Here is a 19,858-nt window from a genome sequence, read left to right on the forward strand (position 1 = left end):
CGTTTTCTTCTTAAAATGAAAAAGTCGTGCGAGGGCACGACTATTTTTGATTAAAGGTTATTTAAAGTGCCTTCAGGTAGGACTGAGATCACACTTGCACGTTGAACTTTGACTTCTACACCACGGCTCAATTCAACCACTGCGAAGTCACCTTCAATCTTGGTGATTTTGCCCATTAATCCGCCTGCAAATACCACTTCACTGCCAACGCCAAGGCTGTCGACCAAAGCACGGTGTTCTTTGGCACGTTTAGATTGAGGACGCCAGATCAAGAAATAGAAGATTGCAATAAAAACAGCAATCATCAAAAGGTTCGCCATCATGCTTGGTTGTTGTGCAGCTTCACCTGCAGCGTGAGCAGTCGAAATAAAAAGGCTCATTACATTTTCCTAAAATAAAAAACTGGTGATCAACTCGATAATAAATTGACATATTCTTGCAATTTACATTGTCTTTTTCCTCAGCGCAAATGCTGATGGATTAATCTTGCGGACAAGGTGGCACTTCCAGGCCACGGCGGGCATAAAAGTCATGAACAAATTCGTCAAATGTACCGTTGTCTAATGCATCACGCATCGCTTCAGTCAAACGCAGGTAATAGCGCAGATTATGAATCGTACCGAGCATAGAGCCGAGCATTTCCCCACATTTCTCAAGATGGAATAAATAGGCACGGGTGAAATTCTGGCAGGTATAGCAGTCGCAATGCGGATCGAGTGGGCTTTGGTCATGACGGTATTTACTGTTACGGATTCGCACCAAGCCGTCTGTCACAAAATAGTGACCGTTACGTGCATTTCGGGTTGGCATTACGCAGTCAAACATATCGACACCACGACGCACCGCTTCCACAATATCTTCAGGCTTGCCGACACCCATCAAATAACGCGGTTTGTCTGCAGGCATTTTCTCTGGAAGATAATCCAGAACCTTGATCATTTCTTCTTTTGGTTCGCCCACGGACAGGCCGCCAATCGCATAACCATCAAAGTCGATTTCAAGCAGGCCTTTTAAAGATTCATCACGTAAATCTTCATACATGCCGCCTTGAATAATGCCGAACAGCGCATTACGGTTTTTCAGCACGTCATGATGCTGGGTTTTACAGCGTTTGGCCCAGCGTAAAGAAAGTTGCAACGATTTTTGCGCTTCTTCATGCGTCGCAGGGTACGGGGTACATTCATCAAAAATCATTACAATGTCAGAGTTCAGCGTGTGCTGAATATCCATTGAAATTTCAGGAGATAAAAATACTTTTGAACCATCGATTGGTGAGCGGAAGGTCACACCTTCTTCTTTGATTTTACGCATTGCGCCCAGACTGAAGACTTGGAAGCCGCCTGAATCGGTCAAAATGGGACTATTCCATTTCATAAATCCGTGCAGGCCGCCATGTTCACGAATTACATCCAGTCCTGGACGTAGATACAAATGGAAAGTATTGCCCAGAATGACTTGAGATTTGATCTCTTTAATGTCGCGTGGCAACAGGCCCTTGACCGTACCATACGTACCCACAGGCATGAACATCGGGGTTTCCACCACACCATGTTCAAGCGTTAAACGACCACGACGGGCACGGCCCGACTGACCTAATTTTTCAAACTTCATAGGAGTTCCACATCAAGGCGAAAAAACAGTTCGCTGATTGTTATAGCTAAAGGGCGCTATTTTCCTTGATTCTTACACTAAACGCCAGCATTGTAGAGCATTCGCTCTGTAATTTTATTTATCGCTGAAGCAAGGGAACATTCGGAGATATTGGGGGATGTGTAGAAAACTGCTGTAAGCGCTGCTGAATATCTTCCCGGCTGAGGGCGCAGCTGCCATCCGGTTCTGAGGCCATTGCAGCGATATGCTGGATCAGTTTCTGGATATAAATATTGCTATCGACAAAGTAGGATTCCAAGGTTAGCAAATAGGCATCTTGCGCCACTTGTAGATAGTCATAAGGCTCCATCACCAGCATCTGCTCTAGATCAATCAAGATATCTTTGTCGTTTTGCGAGAGTTTCAAGCGTTTCTGCATGGCAGGTAAATGAGTAGTTTGTCTGGATGCCAGAAATTTCTGTAAATGAATATGCTCAGGATTAAGTGTCTGTGCAGATTGGCATTCAAATTCGACTTGGGTGGGCAGGCTCATGAAAAACAGGATGCCATCCAGATCCAGACCATAGGCTTCAGAAAGACGATGTTTGGCCTGTTTAAAACTCTCCAGCAATAAATCCAGATGCGTCGCGTGCAGCTGTTTTTGCTGTGCCAATACCGGATGGCCAAAGCTGTGCTGGGTTTTAAAATAATCGGCCAGTAAGGTTTTAAAGGGGATAAGTCCAGAGTCGGGCAAAGCGTGGGCCCGATAACGCCACTTCCGGACATTCCAGCGATCCTGTTCCGCCAGATATTGCTGTGGATTTTCCGGATCTTTAAAAATACTGCGTTCAGTCGAGATGGCCAGATCATCCAGCAGTAAAAATTCGTCAAAGACCAGACTACAGGCATAGATTTGATCATCCTGATAATGGTCGTATAACCGATAAAATTCCTCGACCAGCGTCTGTTGCAAGTGCTCTAAATAATCCAGCATAATTTTTATTCTTTATATTATAAGTTTTAGATAGGTACAGCCGCATCCTTGGCTATTTTTATAATAAGTTAATGCGCCAAGGATGCAAAATTTTATCAGATCTTGCTGTTCACTCAGTGAAAGTTCGGACGGTAATCAAAATTCTGTGTCACGCTTTGATCACGGAATGGACGTACCACTTTTTTTCTGAGTAACATATTATTAATGATGTTGTGCGGAAAAATCTGGATCTGGTTGTTAAACAGCTCGACATTGCGATTATAAATGGTAATCGCCGCACCGACATTTTCATTCTGTTCTTCAATTTCAGCCATCATTTTCAGATAGATGTCATTGGCTTTCAGTTCCGGATAATTTTCAATCACGACATTCAGGCTATGCATTAACTGTTTGTTCAGACTTTCAATGCGTTGTAATTGTCCAATATCGGCATCCTTGATATTCAGGTTCATGATGTTCTGACGCAGTTCGGTGACTTTTTCTAGCGTGCCTTTTTCAAAACTCGAGTATTGCTCGACCAGCGGTTGCAGCCCATCCAGAATTTTCAGTTTTTGCCGTTCATAACTGGCGACATCCGACCAGGCGCGAATCGTGGCGTTGTGATGACGGACAATACTGTTGCGGATCATGATAATCGTGACAATCAGCGCCACAATGATCAAACATAAAATCAAAAATCCCATCCGAGATCTCCCCAAGCTATATCTATATTTTAAAAATGATGCGAAAAATTTATTTTAAAAACTGCAGCAGATCATGTTGTAAGTTTTCGAGCTGTTTTAATTTAAACGTTCTCAGGTGGCCGCGCAATGTGGAAATATCGCTAATATTCTGCTGCTTGCTCGATACCTGAAATAAATCATGGGGCCCTAGATAGCACAGCATCTTATTTTCTGGGTGAAACAGTAAATCCCCCTGACGCTGTTCAAAAAAGTCGGCCAGTCGCAGCACAAAACCCGGACTGAGTAATTTGGCAGTTTGCAGCATATCGCTGCCATAAAAGCTTAAGCGCTGATTGGTGCGAATATCGCTGCTGTGCCAGGGATGGCTATAAGGATAATAAAATTTCTTTCTGGAAGTCGTAACGGCCAGTCCCTGAATCTGGATATCAAAAACAAACACGCCCCACAGGTCTTTATGGACCTGCATCAGTTTGACTGGCTGGCCTTCCTTGTTTCGGGCCTGCACTTCATCAATATAGTGGTATTGGAAGAGTAGTACCTGATGTTGCTGGCCGTTTTCGTCTTCCCATACCGTGCTGGCATAACGCTGAATTTCATTACTCAACGAACCTTGGTTGAATACTGGAAATAATTGTTTTAAATGCCGGATAAAGTGTAGGGGATTAAGTGGCATAGAAATATGCTGTGGCTGTTTTTGAAAGGCAAGCTGATATTTCTTGGCCAGTGCTTGTTCTTCCAGAAAAGCAATGACTTCCTCTAAGGGCTGCTGCTGTTCGTAGCAAATATAAGCCCAGAAAATGCAGAGACAGCCGAGAAAAACACTGCTCTGAATCCAGATATTTCCCGGCGCAATAAAAATGCTGCCAATCAGAAAAAGCCCAATTCCGGCAAGCGCAAGCGGCAGGTTATTTTCAAACTTGAGCGTAATCGGGCCATTCCAGGGATGCAGCCCGTTCAGCAGTTGCTGATGTGTTTTTGCCTGTTGACCCAGATCCCAAAGCCGAGCGATATTCTGAAACACCACTGCATTCTTCTTGCGGCGAATATGAATGGACTGTTGTACAGACTCGATCGGCATGGGCAATGGTTCTCGCTTATTTCGCCTGATCAACCAGCATGGCATCGCCATAACTGAAGAAGCGATATTTGCTGTCTACTGCATGCTTATAAGCATTGAGAATATTGTCACGGTTGGACAAGGCAGACACCAGCATTAACAGGGTTGATTCTGGTAAATGGAAGTTGGTGATCAAACGATCGACCACTTTAAACTGATAACCTGGATAAATGAAAATCTGGGTATCACCTGTCCAGACTGCCAGTTCACCGTTATGTGCTTGCGCTGCACTTTCGACTGCACGGGTGGCAGTTGTGCCTACGGAAATAACTTTATTGCCACGCGCTTTGGTCTGGCGAATCATCTCGACCGCAGTTTCAGGGACATCGCACCATTCGCTGTGCATGATGTGATTTTGAATATCATCGGTACGCACTGGCAGGAAAGTACCTGCGCCAACATGCAGGGTTACGAAAGTTTTTTGAATGCCTTTGGCTTCCAATTTTGCCAGCAGATCGGCATCAAAATGCAGGCTGGCAGTAGGTGCTGCAACGCTGGCCAGTTTGGTCGGGTCATTAAATACAGTTTGATAACGTTCAGTATCAATCTCTTCCGCTTCACGGTTGAAATAAGGCGGAATTGGCAAGGCGCCGTATTGATCCAGCACATCTAGAATTGGTTGTGAAAATTCTACTATAAACAAGTTTTCATGACGGCCTTGTACCGTGACTTTAACAGCATCTGGGCCAATAAAAAGTTCTGCACCGGCTTTCGGAGTGTTACTGGCCTTGATATGGCAGTAGGCAATAAAGCGATCTTGCATACGTTCAACCAGCACTTCTACTGCACCGCCTGAAGCACGTTTACCTTTTAAACGGGCCTTCATAACTTTGGTGTCGTTTAATACCAATAAGTCGCCGTCTTCAAGTAAATCCAAAATGTCGGTAAATTGATGGTCATGATATTGACCTTGAGCATCGAGGTGCAGCAGGCGAGAGGCACTGCGTGTTTCCAGTGGATAGCGAGCAATCAGCTCATCAGGGAGATCAAAATTAAAATCAGAAAGTTGCATGATGATTTACGCTAAAAAAAACTGCGGCTAGTATAAACTTTTTTCTTTTTTATGGCGGGAATTGCTCGATTTTAAAACGAAAAAATGCGATTTGTTTTAAAAATAAACAAATGCAAATATTCTGCGTTGACAGTGCTGAGAAATCGCGTATTATACCTTTCATCCACTCCCGAGGTGGTGAAATTGGTAGACGCGGCGGACTCAAAATCCGCTGTCAGAGATGACGTGTCGGTTCGAGTCCGACCCTCGGGACCAAAATTCTAGAAAACCCCAAGCACATTCAGTCTTGGGGTTTTTTATTGCCTGTATAATAATCACCCGTTTCTTTTTCTATCCGCTTTCAACATATTATCTGTTTGATTTGAATAAATAACTCGCGAAAATAACGTTGTATCGCACCGTTCGAGAAATGGATTGATTAGGTGATTGTGCTACATGAATCAGGCATAAAAAAACCGGCGCCTAGACGCCGGTTTTTTTAACTTACTGACTGAGTCAGTTTTGCAAAAGCTTAGATCGTTTCAAGCGCTGCATTTAAAGTAGCACTTGGACGCATCACTGCATTTACTTTTTCTTGATCAACTGCGTAGTAACCGCCGATGTCTACTGATTTGCCTTGAACTTCTGCAAGCTCAGCAACGATTTTATCTTCATTTTCAGCTAAAGTTTTTGCAAGTGGTGCAAATTTCGCTTTCAATTCAGCATTTTCGTCTTGAGCAGCAAGTTCTTCAGCCCAGAATTTCGCCAGGTAGAAATGGCTACCACGGTTGTCCAATTCGCCAGTACGACGAGAAGGAGACTTGTCGTTATCTAGCAATTTACCAGTCGCTTGGTCTAAAGTTTTAGCAAGTAACTTGATGTCGTCATTGCCTTCTTTAATACCCATTTCTTCTAAAGATACCGCCAACGCCATGAATTCACCGAGTGAATCCCAACGTAAGTGGTTTTCTTCAACTAACTGCTGTACGTGCTTAGGAGCAGAACCGCCTGCACCTGTTTCGTACATGCCGCCACCCGCCATTAACGGCACGATAGACAACATTTTCGCAGATGTACCCAATTCCATGATTGGGAACAAGTCAGTCAGGTAGTCACGCAGGATGTTACCTGTTACAGAAATAGTATCTAGACCGCGCGCAACACGTTCAAGCGTATAACGCATTGCACGTACTTGTGACATGATCTGGATATCAAGACCAGTCGTGTCATGATCTTTCAGGTATTTTTCAACTTTCTTGATCAGTTCGTTTTCGTGTGGACGGTACGGGTCAAGCCAGAAGATTGCCGGCATGCCAGAGTTACGTGCACGAGTAACTGCAAGTTTCACCCAGTCGCGGATCGGTGCGTCTTTCACCTGACACATACGCCAGATATCGCCTTCTTCCACGTTTTGTGACATCAACACTTCGCCAGTTTCAAGATCAACGATGTTTGCAACACCAGCTTCAGAGATCTCAAAAGTCTTGTCGTGTGAGCCGTATTCTTCAGCTTTTTGCGCCATCAAACCAACGTTCGGTACAGTACCCATGGTTTTTGGATCGAAATTGCCATTCCACTTACAGAAATTGATCATTTCCTGGTAAATACGTGCGAATGTAGATTCAGGCATAACTGCTTTACAGTCGTAAGGTTTGCCGTCAGCACCCCACATTTTACCGCCACCACGGATCATTGCAGGCATAGAAGCATCTACAATTACGTCGTTAGGAGAATGGAAGTTAGTGATGCCTTTTGCTGAATCAACCATTGCCAATGCTGGACGGTGTTCTTGGCAAGCATGTAGATCACGGATGATTTCTTCACGTTGAGAAGTTGGAAGCGCCTCGATCTTCTCGTAAAGACCGGCCATACCGTTATTGACATTAATGCCAAGCTCATCAAAAAGCTTGCCATGTTTTTCGAATGCTTCTTTGTAGTAGATTCTTACACAGTGACCAAAGACGATTGGGTGAGACACCTTCATCATGGTTGCTTTAACGTGTAAAGAGAACAGAATGCCTGCTTCACGACAGTCTTCAAGTTCTTTCTCGTAGAAGTCGCAAAGTGCTTTCTTGCTCATGAACATTGAGTCGATGATTTCGCCGTCTTGAAGCGCAACTTTTGGCTTAAGAACAATGGTTTCACCAGACTTGGTGATCAATTCCATTTTCACATCACGTGCGCGGTCTAAAGTCATTGACTTTTCGCCGTGGTAGAAGTCACCTTCGTCCATGTGTGAAACGTGAGTTTGCGACCACTGTTTCCACTCGCTCATAGAGTGCGGGTGTTTTTTCACGTAGTTTTTAACGGCAGCAGGTGCACGACGGTCTGAGTTACCTTCACGTAGAACAGGGTTTACTGCTGAACCAAGACATTTGCTATAACGTGCCTTGATTGCTTTTTCTTCTTCAGTGGTCGGGTTTTCAGGATAGTCAGGGATTGCATAGCCTTTAGACTGAAGTTCCTTGATACACGCTGTTAGCTGGCCAACAGAAGCACTGATATTTGGGAGTTTGATAATGTTCGTGTCTGGATCTTGTGTAAGACGACCTAGCTCAGCTAGAGTGTCAGGCACCTTTTGCTCTTCGCTTAGGTAATCTGTAAATTCGGAGAGCACGCGCACAGCTACAGAGATGTCACTTTTGACGATCTCAACGCCAACTGGCTTAGTAAAGGTCTCAATGATCGGCAGCAGAGAATAAGTCGCCAGTAATGGCGCCTCGTCGGTCAGTGTGTAAATGATAGTTGACTTTCCACCAGCCATATATAGCCCCTTGCGTTGGATTGAGTTTCTGAGGACCGAACTTTTGGCCCAGCCTCTTTGAACCGATTTGCTTAAATAAAAACATTGAGAGTATCGTCTTTCAGCGCATTTCAGTCAACGAAATATGCCTTTAGATTGAAATTTGGGCGAAAATTTGTACAGATTTGTGCGGTTTAGCCGTGTTTGTATTTTGTACAAAAAAATAATCATCTTCCGCTGTAAATTCTGATGAAAATGATCGGAAATGATTTGCTAGTCAATTGTATTCACTGAAAATGGTTTTTTGATCCTGACACAAGCTTAAACTGATCCTCGATATGGATATCGATACAGAGTGACTGGATGCGGTTTTGCGCAAATTTAGTCAGGCTGACGATGCAAATTTGTCCTTGGCAGATGGCTACATCATCATGGAATAGCTTTGCGCTATACTGGAAAGCATCAATGAAATGATCTTATAGATTGACGCTAACAAGGAAATGTAATGCCTAGCCTGTTTATTGTAATGCTCGGTGGTCGTCATGCCCGTGCCAATACAGAAGTTCATGATGTGGTTTTGGCAGTAGGAGAGAGTCTGGAAGACACCTATCCGCAATTGAAAAATGCCTGGTTTGCTGAGCAGCAAGGCCTGCATATTGATGCCTGGGCGCAAATCAACGGGCTAGAGTTCGAGGGCAAGTCCTATGCGCTGCAATTTACTGATGCACAGCCACAGCAATCCGATGAAAAACTTTGGCTGATTAATCTGGGTGGTTATGATCCACGTGAGTTTGGCGAGTTGCATCGTTATGTGTTGGTGGTTGCGCAGAATGTTATGGTGGCCAAACAGCGTGGTAAAGTTTACTTCGCCCGGCACTGGCAAAAACAGCATACTGACCGTGTGCTGGATGTAGATGACTGTATTGCCATCGATCAGGTCTATGGCCGCTATGTCCAACTGCTAGAGGGCAGTTTTAGTGACAATTACTGGGAAAATACCTATCTCACGATTTAAAGCAGTTTGCGATTGAATTAAACCTGTGCCCGGCTGGATGATTCGATAAGCGGTTTAAAAAATATCTTTATCAAAATTTAATAATTGGCATAATACTGTCAAGGAAAAAACAGTTTTGACTGAGATGGAATGTCTTAAATGGATTTAATTCAGGCAAATGGACAACCGCGTTATGGACGTTTCAAGGAGCTTCCAAAAAGTATTGACTATCAGGCATATCAATACAAGAATCCTTATGGTCATGTGCTGTCAGGCTGGCGTAAGCATCTAAAATATAAAAAATTCAAATTCTGTAGTATTCAGCACGAGCATTATACGATTGGACTGGCAATTGCCGATATTGCATGGGCAGGGCATGGTTTTGTCTATGTCTATAACCATATGAGCAATGAAGTGCTGGAATGGAATGCGATTAATTTCCTGTCCCGTAACACGGTGCTGGACGAGCAGCCACTGTTTAATCATAGTTATTTTCACAAATCACCTTTTCAGATCGATATCCAGCATGCTAACGGCGTGCGTTATATCAATGTCAGAAAATATGGCGAGATTAAACTCAGTGCACGAATTTTCTGTGCCGGAACCGATCCACTGAGTATGTGTAGTCCGACCGGTATCAATGGCTGGACCTATACTCAGAAATTAACTACTTTGGGCTGTGAAGGTTTTTTCATTAACAAGCAAGGTGAAACCATCCAGTTTAATGAACGCAGTTTTGCCTCTCTGGATGACACCTGTGGTTTTTTGCGCCCGGAAACGGCCTGGTTCTGGCTGTCCTGTAATTTCTGGGATGTGAACCAGAACCGGATTGGAATTAATCTGGCATCAGGTGTAAATGAAAGCTTTGGCAATGAAAATTGTCTGTGGATCAATGGGAAGATTTATGCATTGGCCGATGTACTGTTCCAGCAGGAATCGGAAAACCAATGGACGATTCAGTCGCTGGATGAAAAATTGAATCTGATGGTGAGTACAGGCTGGCGCCGTTATGAAAATCTGAACCTGCGTCTGGTCGGAAGTCAGTTTAGTCAGTGGCAAGCCAAGGTTTCCGGAACGATTCAGCAGGATGATCAGGAAATTATTTTACTAAATGAATATGCCTTGCTTGAACAGCATTATGCCAAATGGTAAAAGTGCAGGACATAAGACCTAATTTAAAAGCCTTCAATTTTGAAGGCTCTTTTGATTTGAGCTTAATCTTTGGCGGCCTGCCAGAAGGCTTCACCGGCCTGAATTGGATCATTGGTTTCGGCTAAAGTCTTTACCCAGACATCGTATTGCGCAATCACAGGATGCTGGCTGGGATGGAAGTCTTTTTTAAACCAGTCCCGATATTGTGGGCCCATGCGGGTCAAGGTGCCGTTACGGCCAAACAACCAAGGCAGTCCTTTCAGGTTCATTTGCAAACGCTCCAAGACACTGAAGCCATCATGTTTCAGCATGACATTGGCGCGATAGACGGTATAACTAAACATCAAAAATGTCGTGCTGAGCAGGGTCATTTTGCGCATCCATTCAGGTGTTTTCGCGACATCTTTCATCACGTCAAAAGCCACATCACGATGCTCCATTTCTTCAATCGCATGCCAGGCAAACATGGCACGTATATGAGGATGCCCGTCTTTTAAGGTGGATTTCTGACCGTAAAAAGTTTCAGCCATCAGCGCGGTCAAGTGTTCTGCCGCTGCCGTCGTGGCAATATTGAACTGTGCTGAACGATGTTTGAGGTCATAAGCGAACATATTATTCAAACGTTCGATAAAATCATCGACGGGCATGCCTTGTTCACGCATCAGCTGGTTCATTTTTTCATGGGCAATGCCATGCTGTGCTTCCTGACGAATAAAATCTGCCACACGTTGTTGCAGTTCCAGGTCTGTGATCTGATCGCGGAACAGGCGCACACTTTGAATAAAATAACGCTCGCCATCTGGAAAGGTCAGGCTCAAGGCATCGAACATGCGGGTCAGAAAGGGATCGCCGCCAAACCAGTAGCGCGGAATTTCATCCAGTTTAAAATCAAGCTGGGTCCGGACCACGGGCTTTATTGAAGATTTTAATACTGCATTCATCTTAGAAGTTCTTTTTTGTGACGATGCTGAAAGTATGTCGGGGAATGCCGTAATTGTTTTGACAGTGCTTGCCAATTTTTATACATTTTATGCCAAATGAAAATAAAACTGCTTAGACTAAAGCAGGCAGCGGGAAGCGCGCATGCAAGAAATTAAAATATCCAATGGTTATATTCAGCTTTGGGCGACTTATCTGCGCAGTCTGCAAATTGAGCCTTTGGAAGCTGACTTTCTGCAAGATGTACATGAAGCGCTTGTCCCCCTGATTGATCAGCCTTTTGCCACGCAAGTGCCGCTGGAATTATTAAATCAGCTTCTGTTAAGAACCCGGCAACATTTAAACTGTCCACAACTAATTTTCGAGATCGTGCAGGTTATTCGTCCAGAACATTTTGGCGTGCTCGGCTATATGGCTTCGCGAAGCAGCAGCGTTGCGGAAATGATCCGGCATATCATTCGCTTTCAACGACTGGTGATTGATGGCAGTGAGTTTGTACCTTTGCAATTGAAGCAGCGTGAACACAGTCTTGAATTATTTTGGGCCTATCTGGATGAAAAATATAATCTGCTCAATGAGCTGACCATGGCCGCGATGGTGCAATTGGGACGCGTCATTTTGCAGGATCATCAACTGTTACTGCATTGTGTACGTTTTGCCCATGTGCCTGACATGGCGAAAATACATTATCAAAAGTTTTTTGCCAGTGAGGTGAGATTTTCTCAGGACTATTATGGCATAGAGCTGGATTTGCAAGGACTGGCACATGGGTCTGAGCAGGCTGATCCAATGCTGTTGCAGCTACTGGTTCATCAGGCAGAACAGGCGATTGCAGCCAAGCCGCCCCTTGAAAATCATTTGGAACAGGCGCAGCAAATGATTGCCGAACAGCTGCGGACCCAGCATCAGGCCATTAAAGTTGAACAGCTTGCCCGGCAGTTGTTGATGTCGACACGTAGTTTGCAGCGCTTGTTCAGCACTCATGGCACCTCATTTAAAAAACTGCTGGAACAGCAGCGGATTAAACGTTGCGAGCTGTTGTTGCAGCAGGGATTAGGTCTGACCGAGATTGCCGAGCAGCTGGATTATTCTGATCAGTCGGCTTTGGCACGGGCCTATAAGGCAGCCACCGGACAGACCTTGTTAGAGCGAAAAAGGCAGTTACACAAAGCACGAAGCTGAAAAAAGCGACCGGTATCGGTCGCTTTTTTATTTTCGCAGGATGATGGATTAAGTGCTTGCTTTCACCTGAGGGAATCTAAACGCGATCGCAGCAATCGCAAAAATGGCCAGAATCCAGCAATAGTACACACCACCAATCAGTTCAACCGGCGAGATTTTTGCAATGGAACAGGCCAGTAGTAACTGTGCGCCATAAGGAATTAAACCCTGTACCACGCAAGAGAAAATATCCATCAGTGCCGCAGAACGCTTGGGATCCACCCCGTATTCTTTGGCGACTTCACGCGCCATATCACCAGACAGAATAATCGCCACGGTATTATTGGCCACAAAGATATTCGAAAACACCACCAGAAAACTAATCCCGATTTCGCCGGCACGTTGCTTCCCAACTTTAAATAGACGGGTCAGGCTATAAATGCGCTCGATCAGCCAGCGTAAACCGCCTTCTCGTTGCATGATCGCCGACAGTCCACCCAGGAACATCGACAATAACGCCACTTCAAACATGCCGACAAAGCCGTCATAAATTGAAGTATTCAGTTTGAGCAGATCAAATTCAGCTGTGGCAAACAGGCCAAACAAGCCGGAAAGTAGCACCCCAATGCTCAGCACAGCCAGAACGTGTAAACGGCTAAAGGCTAAAATAAATACGGCGATATAAGGTAAGACCAGAAGCCAGTTAAAATCCCTGTATTCCAATGTGTTGCTACTGCCGGTACTCAACACGTAAATCAGAATAGTGACGATTGAGGCTGGAACTGCAATCCAGACATTGACTCTGAACTTGTCACGCAGTTGTACGCGTTGGCTGGTGGTCGCCGCAATGGTGGTGTCTGAAATCATGGACAGGTTATCACCGAACATGGCACCACCGACGACCGCACCAATCGCATAAATCACGTCAATATCGGTCACCTGGGTGAAACCAAAAGCGATCGGCGCACAGGCTGCAATGGTGCCCATGGAGGTACCCATCGCCGTGGCAATAAAGGCCGAAATCACAAACAGCATCGGTAAGACAAAACTCGGAGGAATAACGGACAGGCCCATTTGTACAGTAGCATCTACACTACCAATCGCACTGCTAACACTGGCAAAAGCACCAGCCAGCATAAACACCATGAACATCAGGATCAGGTTGGGATGGCTGGCACCTTTCAGAAATTCTTCAATACCCTGATTGAGTTTGCCACGATACACTAATGCAGCCAAGATAATCGCAGGCAGGGCAGCCACAGGCGCTTTCACCTGATAGAACGCGAACTCGGTTCCGATCAGGGAATGATAGATCCCGCTACCCAAAAATATGGTTAAAAATACAATAAGCGGCAGCAGTGCAATGGCGCGTGCCTGCACTGTAGCCTCAGAATCAGTCTGCATAGGAGATAAAAAAGTAAGAGAATAGGACTAGTATAAAGCAGGTTTTGCAATTTCAGAAAACTTTAAATGAATGCGCTAACATCTGCATTTTTATTAATTTTTATATGATAAAAATAAGTTTATCTAAATATTCAAGATTTTAGGTAATAGCAAAATTAGGCATCTTTGATCATTGTGAAAAAAATCAAAATAATCGTAAATAGACCCTTCCGAATTGTTTTGAAATCTTCGCACAGGAAATGAAGTACTCGAGGTCGGTATCGCAGACTGTTCATTGGACAAAAAATAGCGTTACAATGCGATGTCTTGTATTTCTACATAGTCAATGCCTCAAGTTTGAAACACGTTAAGGAAAATACCACCCTATGTCACGTTTAGCCACACGATTTGGACAACTTAAATCTCAACAGCGTAAAGCTTTAGTTTCTTATGTCATGGCGGGTGATCCGCATCCAGAAGTCACAGTGCATTTGCTGCATGAGATGGTGGAGGCGGGTGTCGACGTGATTGAGCTGGGACTTCCTTTCTCGGATCCGATGGCCGATGGGCCGGTGATTGCGCTAGCTGCTGAACGTGCTCTGGCTGGTGGAACCAATACCTTGGATGCACTGCACATGGTGAAAGAATTTCGCTTGAAAGACCGCGAAACACCAGTGGTGCTGATGGGTTATCTGAATCCGGTTGAAGTAATTGGCTATGAAAAGTTTGTGGCTTATGCCTATGAATGTGGAGTAGATGGTGTACTGCTGGTGGACTTGCCACCAGAAGAAGCACAAGGTCTGGGTGAAGTACTGGAAAAATATGATATGGATCAGATTTTCCTGCTGGCACCAACTTCAACCGATGCACGTATTCAACACGTAGCGAAACAGGCCAGCGGCTTTATTTACTATGTGTCACTGAAGGGCGTGACCGGTGCAGCAACTTTAGATGTCTCTGAAGCCGCTGCACGCATTCAAAAGATTAAAGCTGTGACTGATGTTCCTGTAGGCGTAGGTTTCGGTATCAGTGATGCTGCATCTGCGAAAGCGATGGGTGTTGCTGCCGATGCAGTTATTGTGGGTAGTGCGTTTGTAAAGCAGTTTGCAACGCTCGCACCAGAACAAGCCGTTATTGCGACGGTGAATAAAGTCAAGGAGCTTCGAGCAGCGCTCGATGAGTTAGTATGAGTCAACAAGTGAAATCAGGCAAAATTCTGAGCCCATCGACCCCATGGACGGAGCGTACTGTTCCGGGCATTCAGGTACCCGATGAGCAAACGGCATATAAAGCGACATTTACCGAGCCTACGATTGAGTGTCCTGAATGTCATGCATTGGTGACCCGTACTGCCATGTCATTTAATGCCTATGTCTGTCCGCAATGTGATGAACATTTGCGTATGAAAGCCCGTGAACGTCTGAACTGGTTCTTTGATCAGGTACAAACAGAATTGGGTCAGGAATTTATAGCCAAAGATCCCCTGAAATTTGTCGATAGTAAAGCCTATCCAGACCGTATGGCTGAAGCGCAAAAGAAAACCGGTGAAACTGAAGCACTGGTGGTAATTCAGGGTTTGCTGAAAGGCGTACCGATGATTGCCTGTGCGTTTGAGTTCGACTTCATGGGCGGTTCTATGGGCACAGTGGTCGGTGACCGCTTTGTTCAGGCTGCAGAACATGCGATTGAAGCTCGTCAACCTTTGATCTGTTTTGCTGCTTCGGGTGGTGCTCGTATGCAGGAAGGCATGTTGTCCCTGATGCAAATGGCGCGTACTTCGGCTGCGATCCAGCGTTTAAAAGAAGCAGGTCTGCCTTATGTAGTGGTATTGACTCATCCAGTGTACGGCGGTGTGACCGCATCATTGGCAATGCTGGGTGATGTACATATTGCTGAACCGAAAGCGATGATTGGCTTTGCCGGTAAACGTGTGATCGAACAGACTGTACGTGAAAAACTGGAAGAACCGTTCCAGCGCGCGGAATATTTGCTTGATCATGGGGTAATCGATCAGATTGTTCACCGTCATGCATTACGTGATACAGTTTATCGTATCGTTACGAAGTTGATGAATTTGCATTGAACACAGCACCCTTAGCAACAGATTCTTTAAATACATGGCTCGATTATTGGAGCCATGTTCACGTTACGGGTATTGATTTAGGTCTGGAACGGGTTATTCCTGTGGCTGAAAAGCTGGGCGTGACATCTCCAGAGGCCAAAGTGCTAACAGTGGCGGGAACCAATGGTAAGGGTTCGACCACCACCACGCTGGCCGCGATCCTGAATGCGCAAGGCTTTAAGGTCGGGCTATATCAGTCTCCACACGTGTACCGTTTCAATGAACGCGTGAAATTACGCGGCATTGAAGTGGAAGATCGGTTACTCATTGATGCTTTTGTTCAGGTCGATCAGGCTCGTCGTGAATGCGGTTTGAGCCTGTCTTTCTTTGAAGCTACCACACTGGCTGCTTTTGTGATTTTTAAAGATCAGCTGTGTGATGTCTGGGTGCTGGAAGTGGGTTTAGGCGGTCGTCTGGATGTGGTCAATGTGGTCAATCCGGATGTGGCGGTGATTACCAATATTGGTCTGGATCATACTGACTGGCTTGGTGACACCATCGAGAAAATTGCTTTTGAAAAGGCCGGAATTATTCGCCCGGATATTCCAGTCGTGTTTGGTGGACAGCAACAGATCCCGCAAGCCATTCTAAATAAAGCTCAAGAATGTAATGCATCTTTGTATGCAATCAACCGTGATTATTTCTATAAAGCCTTTGAAGATGGCCAAAGCTGGGCTTTTGCTTCATCGGGTACGACCTTAAAACTCCCAACAGGTTCGCTGGCACTGGATAATATTTCTACCGCCGTGGCCGCCATTCTGCTGAGCGGATTAAACGTCAGCCAGCAGGCAATTGCACAAGGCATTCAAACGGCAAAATTGCCGGGACGGTTTGAAATCCGTCAAATCCAGAATAAAACCGTGATTTTTGATGCAGGACACAACCCGCATGGGGTCGAATTTCTACTGAAACAATTACGAGATTATTTAAATTACAATCAAAAATATAATGAAGTCATTTGTGTATTTTCAATGCTGGCAGATAAAGATATAAATTCTGTCGTCAAGTTATTGAAAGACACGGTGCAATTGTGGAAAATTGCACCATTATCCGTTCCACGTGCGGCAGACGTCACAGTTTTGGCTGATGCTTTAAACGGTGAGGCGGTAGAACAATTTGACAATGTAAAATTAGCTTTTAAATCAGCACTGGATCAAACAGATAATAATCAGCTGATTTTGGTATGTGGATCATTTCATACCTTAGAAGCGGTATGGGAGTATTTGGAAGAATGTCAATGAATAACAAACAGCGCTGGATGGGCGGTGTTGTTTTACTCGGTGGTGGTGTTTTATTGGCAGCATTACTCCTGAAAGGCCAAGATGAAATCAATCAGGACCGTCAGCAAAATCCGGCACAGGCTGCGGAAGTTGAAAATAAAGAGACAGGCAATCATTCGCTCGGTTCTTTGACGGTCGATGTGGAAACAGAAAAGCGTTTACTTGAACAGCAACGTCGTGACCGGGAAAAATCGGTTGCAGAACAGGAGGCGCGTGCAGCCGAATTTTTAGCGATGCAACAGCAGGCTGAAGCAGATGCTGCACGTAAAGCGGCTGAAGAATATGCTGCCCTGAATGCACACCGCCTAGGACAGCAAAGTTCCGATAATATTCCACCAGAACTGGTGGAAGATGAACAGGCCAAGCAGAAACGTCTGGCTGAAGAAAAAGCGGTGCAAGAAAAAAAGTTAGCCCAGCAGCAGCTGGTACAACAAAAAGCCAATAGTTCTACTGACGCAGCCAAGAAAGAAGCAGAGCGTAAAGCTGCTGAAAGTAAAGCCGCTGAAGAAAAACGCAAGTTAGAGCAACAGCAAAAAGCCGAAGCAGAACGTAAGGCGGCTGAAGCAAAACGTAAAACCGAGGAAGAGCGTAAAGCGGCTGAAAAGAAAGAAGCTGAACGTAAAGCTGCCGAGGAAAAACGTAAAGCTGACGAAAAACGTAAAGCTGAAGAAGCCAAGAAAAAGGCTACAGCCGAAGAAGCCAAGAAGAAAGCAGAAGCTGAGCAGGCGCGTAAGTTACTGGAAGGTGAAGAGGACAAGCAATGGATGGTACAGGTGGCACTGGCAGCGAATGAAGCCAATGCAGATGCTGTAGCAGCCAAACTGCGTGCCAAAGGTTATAAAGTAACCAAAAGCTCAACGTCTAAAGGTGTACGTATCATGGTGGGTCCGTCCAAAGACCGTGAGACTGCAGATGCACTTCGTAAGAAAATTGCGTCTGATGCCAGCCTGAATATGAAATCAGCTTGGGTGAATGATTGGGTGCCACTGGATAAGCGTTAATTCTTTGCATTAACCAAAGTTTTTGTAGATGGATTCGTGAGTTGCTCGCGAATCCATTTTACATTTTTAGGGGTGAATAGATTGTCAATATTGCGCCAAATGGCATGAAAGCCATAACCGCCATGTTTCATTTCCTGTAGTGCCTGCTCAATCGGCCAATGTTCAAAAATAATCCGGTACATGGCGACACTGGCACCGGTTCGGTCTGAGCCGTGATAACAATGCAGGAGCACCTTTTGATGATTTTGTTGTGCTTGCTGAATCAGTAGCATAATTTTCAATAAATCTTCCCGATCAATTGCCCAGGTATGTATGGGTATATGATGTAGCTGAAAGTTTTCATTGCTCAAAACAAAGCTGTCTTGATCCCGTGAACGTAAATTAATAACTACATCGATTTGATGCTTTTTTAATAAAGGAATGAGTTCAGTTGAAGGCTGCTCACTACGATAGACAAAATTGCTGATTTGATGAAAATTATGATTCTGATGAATGGGCTGTCCCCAATGCTGAGGACGTTGAGGTTCAGGCAGGGCAGGCGTAGTCATGCAACCTGTGGTTAGGAGGTAGCCACTCATGAGGATTGGAAATATACAGATTTTCATACAGAGCATAGATGTTGTTTTTGTTATTTCAAGTTTAAAGTGAATATGAGATTTTGAATATAAAAAAGCCTATCCGAAGACAGGCTGTATCAACAAATCGAATCCGTGACACGTCAATGTCGTATTCGATAAAGCATAAAATCTGGAAAATAGAGTTTCTCTTATCTTTTACTTTGCTTGTCTTGCGAGTACTTAAAGCAGTACTTTAAATTGTCACTCGAAGCATAGCTTCTCACCTTCTTGCGGAATATATTCCTCAGGGCAGAGCAGTGCTCTGCTTGTCTATTACTGCGCACTTCGTTTGCCTTGCGAACAACTAAAGCAGTGCTTTATTTATAACTACGCGCTTCGCTTGTCTTGTGCAAAATTAAAAAGGAGTCCTTTTAATTTGTTGCTCGAAGCATAGCTTCTCACCTTGCGCAAGGGCAGAGCGTTGCTCTGCTTATCCTTGCTCAGGATGTGGCGTTAAGCGCAGGTAAGGCGTGACCGCGGTATAACCTTTTGGAAAACGTTCCTTGATTTCCTCCTCATCCTTCAATGAAGGGACAATCACCACATCATCACCATGCTGCCAGTTCGCAGGCGTTGCCACTTTATGGCTATCGGTGAGTTGCAGGGAGTCTACGACACGCAAGATTTCATGGAAATTACGACCGGTCGATGCAGGATAAGTAATAATCAAACGGACTTTTTTGTTGGGATCAATGACCACTAAAGAACGAACTGTTAGCGTTTCGCTGGCATTCGGATGAATAAAGTCATATAGCTCGGAAACTTTACGATCCTGATCGGCAATGATCGGGAAATTCACCGTGGCGTTCTGGGTTTCATTAATATCTTTAATCCAGCCATGATGCGACTCCACATCATCAACTGACAAGGCAATCGCTTTAACACCACGTTTTGCAAACTCATCTTTCAGTTTTGCGGTATAGCCAAGTTCAGTCGTACATACCGGTGTATAGTCGGCAGGGTGTGAAAATAAAATGCCCCAGCTATCACCCAGAAAATCATAAAAATTAATCAGGCCTTCACTGGATTGCTGTTCAAAATTCGGTGCGGTATCGCCTAGACGTAAACTCATCTTTTTAGCCTCAATTGGT

General features: G+C 44.8%; 18 protein-coding genes and 1 tRNA gene. 8 read left to right on the plus strand and 11 right to left on the minus strand.

Annotated elements, in window-relative coordinates:
- Positions 1-50: 50 nt before the first annotated feature.
- The 6 genes from yajC to queA all read right to left on the minus strand — a co-directional run bounded on the left by yajC (position 51) and on the right by queA (position 5,396).
- On the minus strand, positions 51-380 hold the full coding sequence (gene yajC, locus NI469_RS07995; RefSeq protein ID WP_004645158.1) for a preprotein translocase subunit YajC: 330 nt from the start codon (positions 378-380) through the stop codon (positions 51-53).
- A 100-nt stretch (positions 381-480) separates the two neighbouring features.
- The gene (gene tgt, locus NI469_RS08000; protein ID WP_005252828.1) at positions 481-1,611 is read right to left on the minus strand and encodes a tRNA guanosine(34) transglycosylase Tgt; all 1,131 of its coding nucleotides are present in this window, start codon (positions 1,609-1,611) and stop codon (positions 481-483) included.
- A gap of 118 nt (positions 1,612-1,729) precedes the next feature.
- Positions 1,730-2,584, minus strand: a complete 855-nt coding sequence (locus NI469_RS08005; RefSeq protein ID WP_195725605.1) for a DUF4303 domain-containing protein — start codon at positions 2,582-2,584, stop codon at positions 1,730-1,732.
- Positions 2,585-2,697: 113 nt separating this feature from the next.
- Positions 2,698-3,267 carry a LemA family protein gene (locus NI469_RS08010; protein WP_004645163.1) on the minus strand — a complete coding sequence of 190 codons (570 nt, stop codon included), beginning with the start codon at positions 3,265-3,267 and terminating at the stop codon, positions 2,698-2,700.
- A 49-nt stretch (positions 3,268-3,316) separates the two neighbouring features.
- A complete protein-coding gene (locus tag NI469_RS08015) occupies positions 3,317-4,345 on the minus strand; it encodes a hypothetical protein (protein WP_253174806.1) in 1,029 nt (342 codons plus the stop codon).
- 16 nt (positions 4,346-4,361) lie between these two features.
- The gene (gene queA, locus NI469_RS08020; RefSeq protein ID WP_153566544.1) at positions 4,362-5,396 is read right to left on the minus strand and encodes a tRNA preQ1(34) S-adenosylmethionine ribosyltransferase-isomerase QueA; all 1,035 of its coding nucleotides are present in this window, start codon (positions 5,394-5,396) and stop codon (positions 4,362-4,364) included.
- A 168-nt stretch (positions 5,397-5,564) separates the two neighbouring features.
- On the opposite strand from queA, the gene NI469_RS08025 reads away from it, so the two are divergent.
- Positions 5,565-5,651 (plus strand) — tRNA-Leu (locus tag NI469_RS08025).
- A 256-nt stretch (positions 5,652-5,907) separates the two neighbouring features.
- Here the strand turns inward: NI469_RS08025 and NI469_RS08030 are convergent.
- Positions 5,908-8,139 carry an NADP-dependent isocitrate dehydrogenase gene (locus NI469_RS08030; RefSeq protein WP_253174808.1) on the minus strand — a complete coding sequence of 744 codons (2,232 nt, stop codon included), beginning with the start codon at positions 8,137-8,139 and terminating at the stop codon, positions 5,908-5,910.
- 484 nt (positions 8,140-8,623) lie between these two features.
- On the opposite strand from NI469_RS08030, the gene NI469_RS08035 reads away from it, so the two are divergent.
- A complete protein-coding gene (locus NI469_RS08035) occupies positions 8,624-9,133 on the plus strand; it encodes a DUF1543 domain-containing protein (RefSeq protein ID WP_253174810.1) in 510 nt (169 codons plus the stop codon).
- A gap of 138 nt (positions 9,134-9,271) precedes the next feature.
- On the plus strand, positions 9,272-10,264 hold the full coding sequence (locus tag NI469_RS08040) for a DUF2804 domain-containing protein (protein WP_253174819.1): 993 nt from the start codon (positions 9,272-9,274) through the stop codon (positions 10,262-10,264).
- A 62-nt stretch (positions 10,265-10,326) separates the two neighbouring features.
- Here the strand turns inward: NI469_RS08040 and NI469_RS08045 are convergent, their stop codons facing one another.
- Positions 10,327-11,205, minus strand: a complete 879-nt coding sequence (locus NI469_RS08045; protein WP_004281665.1) for a metal-dependent hydrolase — start codon at positions 11,203-11,205, stop codon at positions 10,327-10,329.
- 142 nt (positions 11,206-11,347) lie between these two features.
- Here NI469_RS08045 and NI469_RS08050 point away from each other — a divergent pair, with 142 nt between their 5' ends.
- Positions 11,348-12,385 carry an AraC family transcriptional regulator gene (locus tag NI469_RS08050; RefSeq protein WP_195725612.1) on the plus strand — a complete coding sequence of 346 codons (1,038 nt, stop codon included), beginning with the start codon at positions 11,348-11,350 and terminating at the stop codon, positions 12,383-12,385.
- Positions 12,386-12,433: 48 nt separating this feature from the next.
- Here NI469_RS08050 and NI469_RS08055 read toward each other — a convergent pair whose 3' ends face one another.
- Complete coding sequence (locus NI469_RS08055; protein WP_253174821.1) at positions 12,434-13,768, minus strand: Na+/H+ antiporter NhaC family protein; 1,335 nt, start codon at positions 13,766-13,768, stop codon at positions 12,434-12,436.
- Between the two features lie 365 nt (positions 13,769-14,133).
- Between NI469_RS08055 and trpA the strand changes: the two genes are divergently transcribed.
- Genes trpA through NI469_RS08075 form a run of 4 tightly spaced genes read left to right on the plus strand, consistent with a single transcriptional unit; the run spans position 14,134 to position 18,150 of the window.
- Positions 14,134-14,937 (plus strand): tryptophan synthase subunit alpha, encoded by an 804-nt coding sequence (gene trpA, locus NI469_RS08060; RefSeq protein WP_253174822.1) that lies wholly within the window; start codon positions 14,134-14,136, stop codon positions 14,935-14,937.
- Positions 14,934-15,830, plus strand: coding sequence for an acetyl-CoA carboxylase, carboxyltransferase subunit beta (accD, locus tag NI469_RS08065; protein ID WP_004645174.1), 897 nt, complete (start codon positions 14,934-14,936; stop codon positions 15,828-15,830). Before trpA ends, accD begins: the two co-directional genes overlap by 4 nt.
- Positions 15,827-17,110 carry a bifunctional tetrahydrofolate synthase/dihydrofolate synthase gene (gene folC / locus NI469_RS08070; RefSeq protein WP_253174824.1) on the plus strand — a complete coding sequence of 428 codons (1,284 nt, stop codon included), beginning with the start codon at positions 15,827-15,829 and terminating at the stop codon, positions 17,108-17,110. Before accD ends, folC begins: the two co-directional genes overlap by 4 nt.
- Positions 17,107-18,150 (plus strand): SPOR domain-containing protein, encoded by a 1,044-nt coding sequence (locus NI469_RS08075; RefSeq protein WP_004281671.1) that lies wholly within the window; start codon positions 17,107-17,109, stop codon positions 18,148-18,150. Before folC ends, NI469_RS08075 begins: the two co-directional genes overlap by 4 nt.
- Here NI469_RS08075 and NI469_RS08080 read toward each other — a convergent pair.
- Together NI469_RS08080 and NI469_RS08085 are read right to left on the minus strand one after the other, a co-directional pair.
- Complete coding sequence (locus tag NI469_RS08080) at positions 18,147-18,755, minus strand: dual specificity protein phosphatase family protein (protein ID WP_253174825.1); 609 nt, start codon at positions 18,753-18,755, stop codon at positions 18,147-18,149. The genes NI469_RS08075 and NI469_RS08080 overlap by 4 nt on opposite strands.
- Positions 18,756-19,197: 442 nt before the next feature.
- Complete coding sequence (locus NI469_RS08085) at positions 19,198-19,839, minus strand: peroxiredoxin (RefSeq protein ID WP_253174826.1); 642 nt, start codon at positions 19,837-19,839, stop codon at positions 19,198-19,200.
- Positions 19,840-19,858: the final 19 nt, after the last annotated feature.

The sequence above is a fragment of the Acinetobacter lwoffii genome (genome assembly GCF_024129735.1).
Classification (GTDB): domain Bacteria; phylum Pseudomonadota; class Gammaproteobacteria; order Pseudomonadales; family Moraxellaceae; genus Acinetobacter; species Acinetobacter lwoffii_H.

Coding starts and splice junctions, on each gene's coding strand:
- yajC (WP_004645158.1), bottom strand. CDS start 380: ATGAGCCTTTTTATTTCGACTGCTCACGCTGCAGGTGAAGCTGCACAA.
- tgt (WP_005252828.1), bottom strand. CDS start 1,611: ATGAAGTTTGAAAAATTAGGTCAGTCGGGCCGTGCCCGTCGTGGTCGT.
- NI469_RS08005 (WP_195725605.1), bottom strand. CDS start 2,584: ATGCTGGATTATTTAGAGCACTTGCAACAGACGCTGGTCGAGGAATTT.
- NI469_RS08010 (WP_004645163.1), bottom strand. CDS start 3,267: ATGGGATTTTTGATTTTATGTTTGATCATTGTGGCGCTGATTGTCACG.
- NI469_RS08015 (WP_253174806.1), bottom strand. CDS start 4,345: ATGCCGATCGAGTCTGTACAACAGTCCATTCATATTCGCCGCAAGAAG.
- queA (WP_153566544.1), bottom strand. CDS start 5,396: ATGCAACTTTCTGATTTTAATTTTGATCTCCCTGATGAGCTGATTGCT.
- NI469_RS08030 (WP_253174808.1), bottom strand. CDS start 8,139: ATGGCTGGTGGAAAGTCAACTATCATTTACACACTGACCGACGAGGCG.
- NI469_RS08035 (WP_253174810.1), top strand. CDS start 8,624: ATGCCTAGCCTGTTTATTGTAATGCTCGGTGGTCGTCATGCCCGTGCC.
- NI469_RS08040 (WP_253174819.1), top strand. CDS start 9,272: ATGGATTTAATTCAGGCAAATGGACAACCGCGTTATGGACGTTTCAAG.
- NI469_RS08045 (WP_004281665.1), bottom strand. CDS start 11,205: ATGAATGCAGTATTAAAATCTTCAATAAAGCCCGTGGTCCGGACCCAG.
- NI469_RS08050 (WP_195725612.1), top strand. CDS start 11,348: ATGCAAGAAATTAAAATATCCAATGGTTATATTCAGCTTTGGGCGACT.
- NI469_RS08055 (WP_253174821.1), bottom strand. CDS start 13,768: ATGCAGACTGATTCTGAGGCTACAGTGCAGGCACGCGCCATTGCACTG.
- trpA (WP_253174822.1), top strand. CDS start 14,134: ATGTCACGTTTAGCCACACGATTTGGACAACTTAAATCTCAACAGCGT.
- accD (WP_004645174.1), top strand. CDS start 14,934: ATGAGTCAACAAGTGAAATCAGGCAAAATTCTGAGCCCATCGACCCCA.
- NI469_RS08075 (WP_004281671.1), top strand. CDS start 17,107: ATGAATAACAAACAGCGCTGGATGGGCGGTGTTGTTTTACTCGGTGGT.
- NI469_RS08080 (WP_253174825.1), bottom strand. CDS start 18,755: ATGAAAATCTGTATATTTCCAATCCTCATGAGTGGCTACCTCCTAACC.
- NI469_RS08085 (WP_253174826.1), bottom strand. CDS start 19,839: ATGAGTTTACGTCTAGGCGATACCGCACCGAATTTTGAACAGCAATCC.